This window comes from Affinundibacterium fentianense (assembly GCF_018139545.1).
In the GTDB taxonomy this organism is placed as follows: domain Bacteria; phylum Pseudomonadota; class Gammaproteobacteria; order Burkholderiales; family Burkholderiaceae_D; genus Undibacterium; species Undibacterium fentianense.
Window position 1 is genome coordinate 149,423 of record NZ_JAGSPJ010000001.1, and the last position, 12,708, is coordinate 162,130.

Consider the following 12,708-nt stretch of genomic DNA (forward strand, 5'->3'; position numbering starts at 1 on the left):
ATGGATAAAGAAAGTGTTGTTGTTTGAGCCGAAGGCGAGTTTCAACACTTTCCCATTTTTTGTGATGCGCAAATTATGCTGAAGCGTAGCGTAAGCACCCCGCAGGGGTGAGTCTACGGTCGCCTTTTTTGGATTACCTTTTTTGGCGAAGCAAAAAAGGTAATTGGCTGTCGGGCCACACCCGACCTGCGAACGCAAATCAACAACAGAATTAAAAAAGGGAGGAAACCTTAAAGCTTCCTCCCTCCACAAAACCTCAGACAAAAAACAAATAACTCTTATTCCTCACGACGCAAATGAGGGAATAAAATCACGTCACGAATATTCGGTGAGTCTGTAATCAACATCATCAAACGATCAATCCCGATGCCGCAACCACCGGTCGGTGGCAAGCCGTATTCCAGAGCACGAATATAATCCGCATCGTAATACATCGCTTCTTCATCACCAGCGTCTTTTGCGGCCACTTGTGCCATGAAGCGCGCTGCTTGATCTTCTGCATCATTCAACTCCGAGAAGCCATTCGCGATTTCACGACCGGTCATGAATAACTCAAAACGTTCTGTAATACCAGCAACCGTATCAGATGCGCGTGCTAACGGAGAAACTTCCGCTGGGTAGTCGATGATGTAAGTCGGTTCCCACAATTGTGCTTCGGCTGTTTCTTCAAACAAGGCTAATTGCAATGCACCTAAGCCTGATGTCGCGAATGGTTTGACGCCAAACTTCAATAATTCTGTCTTAATAAATTCAGAATCGTTCAATTGTTCTGTTGTGTAATGTGGGGCATATTTATTAATCGCACCGACGATCGTCAAACGTTGGAACGGCTTGGACAAATCTAATTCTTTACCTTGGTAAGTCAATACCGCAGTGCCGTGCGCATCAATCGCTGCTTTGCGAATGACGGACTCGGTGAAATCCATTAACCACTTGTAATCCACGTAGGCCGCATAGAACTCCATCATGGTGAATTCTGGATTATGACGTGGAGATACACCTTCATTACGGAAGTTACGATTGACTTCAAATACGCGATCAAAACCACCAACAACCAAGCGTTTTAAGTACAGCTCTGGTGCGATACGCAAGTACATTTCCATGTCTAGCGCATTGTGATGTGTGATGAACGGTTTGGCCGCTGCGCCACCTGGAATCACGTGCAACATCGGTGTTTCGACTTCCATAAAATCATGGCTATTCATGAAACTACGGATGGAATTCATTGCCGCAGTACGCGCTTTGAATGTGCGACGTGTTTCTTCGCTCATGATCAAGTCAACATAACGCTGACGGTACTTGGTTTCTTGATTCGACAGGCCGTGGAACTTGTCTGGAAGCGGGCGCAAAGATTTAGTCAGTAAGCGCAACTTCGTGACTTTGACGGTCAACTCGTCGGTCTTGGTTTTAAACAAAACACCTTCGATGCCTAGAATGTCGCCTAAGTCATAATGACGGAAGGCTTCCATTTCTGCTTCGCCAGTTTTGTCTGTCGTCACGTACAACTGAATGCGACCATCGGCTTTCAAACCAGACGCGTCTTGCAAAGTGGCGAAGGCCGCTTTTTTGCCCGCTTCACGTTTAAGCATCATACGACCTGCAACAACGACTTCCACATTTTGTGCTTCTAAGTCTTCACGGCTCACATCACCATACTGCGCTTGCAAATCTGCCGCCTTATGCTGTGGACGGAAATCGTTAGGGAAGGCGACGCCTTTCGCACGAATCGCATCGAGCTTGGCACGACGCTCAGCGATGATCGAATTCTCGTCTTGTGGCAATTCTGCTGCTGGATTTTGGTGGTCGGACATGATTGTTCTCTAAAAATGAAATTTTGATTCTTTAATAATGCAATCGGAAATGTGTGTGTAGAAATTTAATTATAGGAGTGCAGCACAAGGCGCCAAGCACAGCATTACGTCGGTATTGCGAGCATTGGCAACGCCGTGATGCGCCCTAGAATTGGATTTATGCGCACACATTTTAAACGCCTTGCTTGAGCGACGCGGCAATGAATCCATCTAAGTCGCCATCCAATACTGCTTTGGTATTACCCATTTCGTAGTTGGTACGCAAATCTTTAATTCGCGATTGATCCAAAACATAGGAGCGAATTTGATGACCCCAACCCACATCGGTCTTGGTGTCTTCCAAGTTTTGTTTTTCACTCATGCGTTTGCGCAATTCGAGTTCAAACAACTTCGCCTTCAACATCTCCCAAGCTTCAGCGCGGTTGCGATGTTGACTACGATCATTTTGACATTGCACCACGATGCCTGATGGCGCGTGGGTTAAACGTACCGCGGAATCGGTTTTATTAATGTGCTGCCCACCGGCACCCGAGGCGCGATACGTATCGACGCGTACATCGGCTGGGTTGATATCAATTTCAAACGATTCATCGACTTCTGGATAGACGAACAAACTGGAGAATGAAGTATGACGTCCATTCGCAGAGTCAAATGGCGACTTCCGGACTAAGCGATGCACGCCTGTTTCCGTGCGCAGGAAGCCATACGCATATTCGCCTTCCACTTTGAGTGTCGCAGTCTTAATGCCAGCAACCTCGCCATCGGATTGTTCCAAAATTTCAACCTTAAAGCCTTTGCGCTCGCAATAACGCAAATACTGACGCAACAACATCGATGCCCAATCTTGAGCCTCGGTACCGCCCGCGCCAGCTTGAATGTCGATAAAGCAGTTGTTGGGGTCCATAGGATTATTAAACATCCGACGGAACTCCATACCTTCGACTAATTCTTTGAGATGGGCAGCATCGGCTTCAATAGCTTCCAGCGTATCCTCGTCACCTTCTTCACGCGCCATATTAAAGATTTCATTCGCATCTTTTAAATCGGCATCGATCTTGATTAAGGTATGGACAATGGCTTCTAAGGATTTCTTTTCCTTGCCCAGTTCTTGTGCACGTTTGGGATCTTCCCAAACTTTGGGATCTTCTAATTCACCGTTAACTTGTTCGAGTTTCTCTGACTTGATATCGAAGTCAAAGATACCTCCGAAGTTCGGCTTCACGACTGGTTAAGTCGATGAGCAAGTTGGCAATACTATTAAGACGTTCGGCTTCCATTTGGGATTCTTTAGTAAGATAAATAAACCTTATATTATACTCGACTAGGGTATGAACTTGCGTATCCGAAGGATTTTGCCTTGTAAATTTAGTAGTTTTGAATAGCTGTCAGCCCCAAACTGCTTGTTAGGTTAAATTTTATTGAATTAAGAGAGGAAGCTCGTAGTGACAAATGTCTGGTGATTCGACAATAAAGTCTGGATCGATCTAGCGAATCACCATTTTGAGATGTGGAAATGCAGTTAGCTCACCATACAGATTTGGATATGGTTGGTTTAGCTTGTCGATGGCTTTCGAACCACTCACTTAATTTGGTTTTAAAACAAGTGGGACAAATGTGATATTGGGTCTGCATGGATTGTCCACCATTAGGAAATGCTTCTTCCTCATCCAATTGTATCGTCGTCATTTTTTTCTCTGGCTCGGCACTAGACCAATTTTCATCCCAGTGAGATTCTGCACCACAGACATCGCATGTCAATTTGTCAAATACCTCCTCGGTATGTTCCAGAATTAACACGGTTTTCATATGCTTCATTGTGACTCTCCTAGTAAGTGAAACAAGCAACGCAATACAATTAAGTTGAATTTCAATTTCCGCATGGAAATTGTAGCGCGCTAAGCTCTTTGATGGCAGAGAATTTTATTGGGGTGTTGTATGTGGCTGTCAAACCTTCCTCAGGTTGCAGTGTTTGCAACTTCAGGAAGGTTTGATTGTTTAGTGACGGCCCGACTTTGTCGGCGTTTTTTTGGGTTTGGCTGGATTGTAAGATAAACCAGATTTAGTGCTTGTTGGGGAAACTTTAGCAGCCAAACGGGTGGCAGAGCTCTTACCAAAAGTATTGAGTTTGGGGGCGCTCCCACGTTTCACCGGAACGACCCCAGCATTGACAAGATTTGCCACAACGGGTGCGCGTGAAGGTATTAAATGGCGTTCACTGCTACCGATTAAATCGCCGCGTCCCATCCTTAGCAAGCCTTCTTTCACAATCTCATAATTTTCTGGCGCGTGGTAACGCAACAGTGCTTTATGAAATTTGCGTATCTTGCCTGAGCGTGCGGTTTCAACGACTTCAGAATCCGGAGTGATTTTTTTGAGCGGATTTTTACGTGTGTGGTACATCGTGGTTGCCAAGGCCATCGGCGTTGGCATGAAGGTCTGGACCTGGTCGAGTTTGAAATCATTCTTCTTCAACCACAAGGCCAAATTCACCATGTCTTCATCGGTTGTACCCGGATGAGCCGCGATGAAGTAGGGGATCAAGTATTGTTCTTTACCTGCTTCTTTCGAATACTTGTGGAACATTGCCTTAAACTCATCATACGCACCGATACCAGGCTTCATCATTTTCGACAAAGCATTCGTTTCCGTATGTTCAGGTGCAATTTTGAGCAAGCCACCGACGTGATGGGTAACCAGTTCTTTCACGTACTCGGGAGAGCGTACAGCTAGATCGTAGCGCAAGCCGGAACTGATCAAAATTTTCTTCACTCCGGGGATGGCACGTGCTTTGCGGTAGAGCGAAATGAGCTTGCTATGATCAGTATTTAAATTGCTGCAAATGCCAGGATACACGCAGGATAAACGACGGCAAGATTCTTCAATCTTCTTGTCTTTACACGCCAGTCGATACATATTCGCCGTCGGGCCGCCAAGATCCGAAATCGTTCCTGTGAAGCCCTTGGTTTTGTCACGAATTTCTTCAATCTCACGGAGGATAGAAGGTTCTGACCGGCTTTGAATAATGCGGCCTTCATGTTCGGTAATCGAACAGAAAGTACAGCCGCCGAAACAGCCGCGCATGATGTTAATTGAAAAGCGTATCATCTCCCATGCTGGGATACGCGCCTTGCCGTAACTAGGATGCGGTGCGCGTGCATAGGCGCGGTCATAAACGCCATCCATTTCATCCATCGCCAATGGCAACGGTGGTGGATTGATCCATACGTCACGATCACCGTGCGCTTGTGACAAGGCTTTAGCATTGCCTGGATTTGCCTCAAGATGAAACACACGCGATGCATGGGCATACATCACAGGATCATCTTTTACCGCTTCGAATGAAGGCAAGCGTATCACGGTGTTGTTATGCTTATTTCGCAGCATCGCTTGGCGTTCTTCGCGACTCATAATGCGAATTGCTTGCTGTTTGACGACGTCAGCTTCTGCGGTGTTAGTTGAAGTGTCTCCAGCACCTGATACCTGTCCGGTCGCGCACTTGGCGTCCTTTTCCGGCATCATTTCGTAAGGATTAGTATGCGCTTCAATTTTGCCTGGCGTATCAATTTTGATCGATTGAATTTCTGACCAATCAGGGCTCGGCAGCCAGTTTGACGGTGTCATGAAGGCTGTGCCACGCAGATCACGAATGGATTTGATTGGCTCACCAGCTGCGAGCCGGTGGGTTAAATCCACAATCGCCCGTTCTGCGTTGCCGAATAACAGCATATCTGCTTTGGAGTCAGGCAAAACTGAGCGCTTTACTTTGTCTGACCAATAGTCGTAGTGCGCGATCCGGCGCAAACTTGCCTCGATACTTCCGATGACGACATTCACTTCAGGGAATGCCTCGCGTGCTCTTTGTGCGTAGACAACGACTGCGCGATCAGGGCGCTTATTCGGATCACCATCGGGCGTGTACGCATCTTCTGAACGAATTTTGCGATCGGCTGTGTAGCGATTCACCATGGAATCCATATTTCCGGCGGTAATGCCGAAGTACAGATTAGGGCGCCCTAAGGCTCGAAAATCTTCGGCAGAGTGCCAATCAGGTTGACTAATGATGCCGACACGGAAACCTTGTTGCTCAAGCAGGCGTCCAACCAAGGCCATGCCGAAACTGGGATGGTCAATGTAGGCATCGCCAGTGATTAGGATGACGTCACAACTATCCCAGCCAAGCGCATCCATTTCAGCGCGTGACATCGGGAGAAAAGGAGCAGCATGTTTGCCGCCCACATCGGGGCGATAACGCGGTGAGGCGAAGAGATTTTTCGGTGCAGGATTCATAAGCAGGATTTTACCTGAATCCGTCTAAGTTCGCCTCGGAGGTTGATTTTGAATTATTCGTAAGCTCTTGTTTTTGCGAACGAATATAAAGTTTGGAGTTCGACAATTGAAGGAGTATCTGATGATATGTTAAGTGATTACTAAAATAAGAGGGCAATAACGATATTACCCTCTTTTTTTCGGCTGTTTATTGATGGATTAAATGGATTCACTATTAAAGTTGTACAAACTTGGCCAAAACTTGTGTTGCATTGCCATCATTGGCAACTTGAAAGCGAAGTTCGATTTCCCTGTTCTGGGAGATAAAGCTTTCTGATGAGTTTGGGAAAACTTGCGTTGGCTTCATACCAGCTATTTCAACATAGTATTTGTTTTGTCTTTGTGTCATGATCAAGGTTTGACCATTATCCATGACATAGTGTCCAACTAATTCGCGAGACTGCTCTGGGCTGAGATAGTGCGAACGGAATAGGCTAGAGCCTTTAACCGTGACTTGTGTGTCGATATCAGGAGAATACGCCAATGCGCTATTTGCGCAAAATAGGATCGAAATGGTAAGTGCTTTTAAAAGAGTATTCATGATGTGCTCCATAGGATTGAAACGGAAGAGTTGAAATAAAACGATCAAAAATATAAATGGCGTCAATCAAAAGCATAGGGAGATGACTGGATATTCGCTGCGCATCGTTTCGCTTTACCATGATTGACAAATGAAATGTAGGCGAGGTGATAGAGATAGTTAAGTAAGTTCCGATAGGCCGCAAAAAGTGCGGTATTAGATGCTTAAATACCAGATAAACAGAATCGGAAAATATTGGGATTGCGATTCTCGTAAGAATAAAAAAGGAGTGAATATGTTGCAAAATAAGATTCTAGTTGGTGCTGGTTTTTGTATGATCGTCGCACTCTCGGCTTGTAGTAGTACGGCAAAAAAAGAAGTGCAATCGGATACCCCACAAGCGAGTCAAAATTTTGATTCGAAAGTCGGTGCAGCAATTACCTCTCCGCTGAGCGATTTAAATTTAGTGAAAGCAGATATTCCTCTTGTATTAATCAATGCTAGGAAAGCTCCATATATGGTGGTTCCAGGCGCTGACTGTGCTTGGTTTGATAAGGAAATTAGTTCATTGAATGCGGTTTTAGGTCCAGATTTGGATGCCGCCAAAGTGGATGAGAATGGCAATATTGTTGAGCGTGAACTAGGCAATGCGACTGTTAATGCTTTACGCAGCTTTACCGAGGGCTTCGTGCCGTTTCGTTCTTGGGTGCGTCGATTAACCGGCGCAGATAATCATGCTAAAGAAGTCGCAGCAGCAGGGATGGCCGGAATTGTTCGTCGCTCTTTTTTGAAAGGCGTTGCTAACGCTCGTGCTTGCCATGTTTCGGCAGATTTAAACAATCCGCATGAAACCAAATAACATTATTTTTGTCGAATATTGCCTAAATAAGTTTGTAAAATTAAATTTTGTTTTTTTTCTTAGCCGCTTTGCTGAAAGATTATTGGATGTCTACCAAGTTTTTAATGGGCTTTTTGCTCGGTTCCGTATTGTTCCTCAATCCTCTCCATCAGGCCGTTGCTAGTAATAGCAAGTCGGTATCGAGCAGTAGTGCTGCGGCAAATTCTGCTAATTTGGAAAAGTCAGTGGTAAAAGTGTTCTCGACTTTGCGTGGGCCCGATCCATTTAAGCCTTGGGGGAAAGCGGCACCGCAAGAGGTCACGGGTTCAGGTGTCGTGATTGAAGGGCGTCGAATTTTGACCAACGCGCATGTGGTGGAATATGCGAGCCAGGTTCAAATTCAAACTGGACAGGATGGAGATAAGCTGCCAGCAACGGTGGTCGCGATTTCACGCTCTATGGACTTGGCTGTTTTGAAGCTGGATGACGAGAAGTTTTTTGATACGCATGCAGCGGTTGGACGTACAAATAAATTACCTGAAGTCACTGATGCTGTTTTTGCCTATGGCTATCCAACAGGTGGTAATTCTTTGTCTATTACGAAAGGAATAGTTTCTCGAATTGAATTCGTTGATTATGACGGCAGCACGGGAGGCCTGCGGATACAAATTGACGCTGCAATCAATCCTGGAAACAGTGGCGGTCCTGTGATCGCTGGCGACAAGATGATTGGCTTAGCATTTTCAGGTTTAATGCATGCTCAAAATATCGGCTACATTATTCCGAATGAAGAAATTGAATTGTTTCTGAAGGATATCGCCGATCAAAAATACGATGGAAAACCCTCATTGCTTGATGTGACGCAGACCTTAGAAAATGCCACTGTTCGTGAATTCTTGAAATTGGACAAGACAATTGAGGGATGCATTATTCATCGGCCATACATCGAGACTGCAGAAGGTGTATTGAAAGAGTGGGATGTCGTGACGCACATAGGTGATACCCCAGTTGATAATCAATGTATGGTGAAATTGAAACCGAATGTGCGTGTGATGTTCAAATACAAGGTGCAGCAAGTTGCGGCGAAGGATAAAGTTTCTCTTGGTATTGTCCGTGGTGGTAAGGCGATGAGAGTGGATGCTCCGCTTTTTAAAGGGCGCCCTCATTTAATTGGTGATTTGCAAGGTGGCTATCCATCTTATTTTGTGTTTGGCCCTATCGTCTTTTCAAGGGCAACAGTTGAGTATTTAAGTTTTCTCACGAACAATGCGCCTGCCATGAACGGCTATGCCTATAACGCGAGCCCCCTAGTGACCTTGCGCGGTGAGAAACCTAGTGCTGAACGTGAGGAACTGGTTGTCGTGAGTTCGCCATTTTTTCCGCACAAGCTTGTCACAGGCTATAGTAATCGCTTTGGTTCGGTTATTTATTCAATCAACGGGCAACCAGTCAAGAGTTTGCGACATTTGGTGACGATGCTTCGCGATATGCAAGATGAATTGATTGTGATTCATTATGATCAACGATACGGTGAAACGATGGTGTTGCCACGAAAAGCGATGTTGGCAGAGACAGAAGGAATCCTATCTGATAATGGTATTCGTTCGCAGGGGTCAGTAGATATGATGGCAATCTGGAATGCCAAATAGGGGAGGTAAAATAGGGGGAGGTAAATCGATCAATTTACTAATTTGATCTTATTTTCGATCTCATGTTGAAACAAGGCGCAGAAGATTTTTTTTGCGCCTTGTTTTTTTTGGGGCGTTTCGTTTATCGTCAAATTGAAAGCTGAGAAGAATTCAATATGATCTCACTTGTATTCACTGCGATGTGTATTTAATCAAATCGAATGTCGATTAAAAAATAGCGCGGAATGTTATATTTTTTGCCGAAATCTTCTGGTATTAAATCAGACTGATTGACATCAGGATATTGGATACTGCCGTTTTTAGCCTTGTACGGCATCATAAAACTTAAAATACTTCGATTTTGACCTACCGGAAACTCGATTTCCGTAGCTCCGCCCTGTAGGCTCTTCAATGTGAAATCTTTTTGGTCTGGGCTAAGGTCGAATTCTTTCACGGCTCCATACCCCAAGAAGCGAAAATCGAATTTCGCTTTTCCCGCAGCTGTGCGTTGGACTAAGACATTAAAAGTAAACTCTTGTTCTTTGAGTTTGAAAAATTCATCTTCTTTAGAATCAAAAATTTCATAGGTTTTAACCAATTTTCCTTTGGAAAAATCACGAATTAAAATCTTAAAATCTTTGCCCCACAGGTGTGTACCGCTGAACTTTACTTTGCTATAACTGATGCCTTGAAACCGCAATACATTCATCAAATCTTCATTTTCTACACCTTCTATTGTGCTCAATTTAATATTTGATTGAGCACTGGCAAGTGCAATTGGTAAAACTAGTCCTGCTATGAGTAATGAAATTTTACGCATGATTTTTCCAATAAAAAAATATGGATAGAAATGCAAAGTCGATTAAATCCGTCTACGGTTATAAGCAAAATCTTATCATCGGAATGGGTAATTGCATCGATTATTCTATTGTAACTGTGGAAAAGTTGTTTACTTTAAGTTTTACTTAAATTAATATCGTTTTTAACGATATTTTTCAATTTGCACTTTAATGAGGGATGAAATGGATCAAATGCGTGCATCAGTGAATTCAAACTTGGCTAAGTTGAGTATTTTGATCAAATTGTTGGTAGGGATATTGATTTTGAATTTATGTTTTGATCGCGCCACACAGCTAATTCCTATATATACGGTGGGCGGCAACTTTAGTTTGTGGAACACATTGATGATGTCCCTCAAATTGCCGCACTTTTGGACGGGGTTGTTGGTTCCCATCATCTACCTGTTTGCTCTTTGGTCTGCGTCTAACTTTCTCAAGCACTTTGAGGAACAGAAGCGATTTGGGGATGAAACATTGCATCTTTTACAGAAAATTGGTGCTGATTTGATGTATGTGGCGATGGCTGCGATTTTGATGGTTCCCACTATTGAGGCATGGATTAATCAAGGCGGACGCGGGGTTAAAACAGATTGGGATATTCAAACGGTCACCATCGGGATGATTGGACTCATTTTAAAATTCGTCGCGCAGCGTGCGCGAAATTTACAGTCACAACTTGATAGTTTTGTTTAGGGCATCAAACCATGCCAATTCGAGTAAATTTGGATGTGATGTTGGCGCGTCGTAAAATGCGAGCGAAATATCTGGCTGAACAAATAGGCTTATCTGAGACCCAGCTATCGATGTTGAGAACTGAAAAAGTTCGCGGTATTCGTTTTGATACTCTAGCGAAAATTTGTTTAATTTTGGATTGTAAGCCTGCAGATATTTTAGACTACGAATTTAATGAACTGGATAGGCAGCGTCGGAATGAAGAGCAATAGCGCCGATTGACATTATTCAAGCTGCTCTATGTGCTCGACTAGTAACTGCACTTTCGTAGACCCGTTGTACTCATTCGCATCCAATCGAAATGCAACGCGTACACGATCATTGAAATTGTCTGTGTGTCCGAACCAAATTGCGTCATAACGGACCCCATTTTTTTCTAGAAGCAATTTAAGATGACGCTCCTTTAAAATACGTTGGGAAATAAGTTTAAATTCATCGCAAAATAGTGGGGGCGGGAATCCCTGACCCCAAACTTGATTGTCTAGAACTTCGATGAAGTCGATTGAGAAATAGGCCTCTTCTAGTGCGCCATCTGTCTCGATAATGCGTTCTAATTCTTCTTGGCGTAGCCACGCTTTACCAACAGCTTCAAATGCAGCCTGGAACGCGGCGAAGTCTTCAAATCGAATGCTCAGGCCAGCAGCCATTGCATGACCGCCAAATTTTTGAATAAGGGTGGGGAATTTTTTCGACACAAGATCGAGTGCGTCCCGAAGGTGAAATCCAGGAATGGATCTGCCAGACCCTTTTATTAGGCCATTGTCGCCCGGTGCAAAAGTAATCGTTGGACGATAAAATTTATCCTTTAGACGCGAGGCAACGATTCCAATAACGCCTTGATGCCAAGACTCGTCAAAAACCGTAATGGTATGGGTGTCGTGTGCCTGAAAAGTATCGAGATGAAGGAGAGCAAGGTCTTGCATTTCTTTCTCAATGTCTTTTCGTTCCGAGTTAATGCTTTGTAATTCTTGCGCAATTTGCCAAGCACGTCCGTCGTCATCTGTCGTGAGACATTCTATTCCTAGTGACATATCAGCTAGTCGACCTGCAGCATTTAAGCGAGGACCTAGGGCGAATCCAAGATCAAATGGACTAGCAACTCGTGGCTCTCTGCCTGCGACACGAAATAGAGCAGCAATGCCTGCATGCATTCGACCTGCACGCATACGTTTGAGACCCTGTGCGACGAGAATTCGATTGTTCGAGTCAAGTTTCACAACGTCAGCAACAGTTCCAAGTGCGACTAAATCGAGTAGCGTATCGAGTTTTGGTTGACTTTGCGCATCGTAGATACCGCGTTGCCTAAGTTCGGCACGTAGTGCTAACAGGACATAAAACATGACCCCGACACCAGCCAAATTTTTACTGGGGAAATCACATAATGCTTGATTTGGATTGACGATTACGCTGGCTTTAGGCAGATTGTCAGCAGGTAGGTGATGATCGGTCACAAGAACCTCGATCCCCTGCGCATTGGCAGCAGCAACGCCATCAATACTAGCGATCCCATTGTCAACCGTGACAATAATATCGGGTGATTTTTCTCGTATCGTTAAGTCGACAATTTCTGGTGTCAAGCCATAGCCATACTCAAATCGATTTGGCACAATATAATCGACGTTGGCGCCAAGCATGCGCAGACCGCGTATTCCCACTGCACAGGCCGTAGCTCCATCACAATCATAGTCGGCGACGATGACTAATTTTTTATGAGCCAAAATTGCATCCGCTAAGAAGCATGCAGCTTTGTCATTATGCATGAGGCGATTCGGTGGAATTAAAGCGGATAGCTCTGTGAATAGTTCGTCTGCTCCCATAATTCCGCGAGCTGCAAATAGGCGCGCCAATACGGGATGTAATCCACTTTGTCGAAGTAGTTCGGATTGCCGAAAGGAATAGCTACGAGTACTAATACGTGTCATACATTATTAACAGAAAAATTGGTCTTGGAATACCGCAAAAATATTTCGCAAATGATCGAAAGATGACTAGATATAAATGTCAATAAATCCGA

At 44.4% G+C, this 12,708-nt stretch carries 11 protein-coding genes; 4 read left to right on the forward strand and 7 right to left on the reverse strand.

Going from position 1 to position 12,708, the window contains the following annotated elements; all coding sequences use genetic code 11:
- Positions 1-278: 278 nt before the first annotated feature.
- The 5 genes from lysS to KDM90_RS00665 form a co-directional block, all read right to left on the reverse strand.
- Positions 279-1,811, reverse strand: a complete 1,533-nt coding sequence (gene lysS / locus KDM90_RS00645; RefSeq protein WP_212673689.1) for a lysine--tRNA ligase — start codon at positions 1,809-1,811, stop codon at positions 279-281.
- Positions 1,812-1,983: 172 nt separating this feature from the next.
- A protein-coding gene (prfB, locus tag KDM90_RS00650) for a peptide chain release factor 2 (RefSeq protein ID WP_212673690.1) occupies positions 1,984-3,088 on the reverse strand; the annotation gives its coding sequence in 2 pieces (ribosomal slippage) (positions 1,984-3,006 and positions 3,008-3,088; 1,104 coding nt in all).
- 247 nt (positions 3,089-3,335) lie between these two features.
- Complete coding sequence (locus KDM90_RS00655) at positions 3,336-3,626, reverse strand: hypothetical protein (protein ID WP_212673691.1); 291 nt, start codon at positions 3,624-3,626, stop codon at positions 3,336-3,338.
- Positions 3,627-3,806: 180 nt separating this feature from the next.
- A complete protein-coding gene (locus KDM90_RS00660; RefSeq protein WP_230409589.1) occupies positions 3,807-6,014 on the reverse strand; it encodes a YgiQ family radical SAM protein in 2,208 nt (735 codons plus the stop codon).
- Positions 6,015-6,312: 298 nt separating this feature from the next.
- Positions 6,313-6,678 (reverse strand): hypothetical protein, encoded by a 366-nt coding sequence (locus KDM90_RS00665; protein WP_212673692.1) that lies wholly within the window; start codon positions 6,676-6,678, stop codon positions 6,313-6,315.
- A gap of 274 nt (positions 6,679-6,952) precedes the next feature.
- On the opposite strand from KDM90_RS00665, the gene KDM90_RS00670 reads away from it, so the two are divergent.
- Together KDM90_RS00670 and KDM90_RS00675 are read left to right on the forward strand one after the other, a co-directional pair.
- Positions 6,953-7,516: a hypothetical protein gene (locus KDM90_RS00670; protein ID WP_230409534.1), complete on the forward strand. Its 564-nt coding sequence runs from the start codon at positions 6,953-6,955 to the stop codon at positions 7,514-7,516.
- A gap of 86 nt (positions 7,517-7,602) precedes the next feature.
- Positions 7,603-9,144, forward strand: coding sequence for a S1C family serine protease (locus KDM90_RS00675; protein WP_212673693.1), 1,542 nt, complete (start codon positions 7,603-7,605; stop codon positions 9,142-9,144).
- Between the two features lie 187 nt (positions 9,145-9,331).
- On the opposite strand, the gene KDM90_RS00680 is transcribed toward KDM90_RS00675, so the two are convergent.
- Positions 9,332-9,943, reverse strand: a complete 612-nt coding sequence (locus tag KDM90_RS00680; protein ID WP_212673694.1) for a hypothetical protein — start codon at positions 9,941-9,943, stop codon at positions 9,332-9,334.
- A 202-nt stretch (positions 9,944-10,145) separates the two neighbouring features.
- Here KDM90_RS00680 and KDM90_RS00685 point away from each other — a divergent pair, with 202 nt between their 5' ends.
- Entirely contained in the window at positions 10,146-10,655 is a 510-nt protein-coding gene (locus KDM90_RS00685) for a hypothetical protein (protein ID WP_212673695.1), read from the forward strand.
- 11 nt (positions 10,656-10,666) lie between these two features.
- Positions 10,667-10,906, forward strand: a complete 240-nt coding sequence (locus tag KDM90_RS00690) for a helix-turn-helix domain-containing protein (RefSeq protein WP_212673696.1) — start codon at positions 10,667-10,669, stop codon at positions 10,904-10,906.
- Between the two features lie 12 nt (positions 10,907-10,918).
- Here KDM90_RS00690 and recJ read toward each other — a convergent pair whose 3' ends face one another.
- The gene (gene recJ, locus KDM90_RS00695; RefSeq protein ID WP_212673697.1) at positions 10,919-12,616 is read right to left on the reverse strand and encodes a single-stranded-DNA-specific exonuclease RecJ; all 1,698 of its coding nucleotides are present in this window, start codon (positions 12,614-12,616) and stop codon (positions 10,919-10,921) included.
- Positions 12,617-12,708 lie beyond the last annotated feature (92 nt).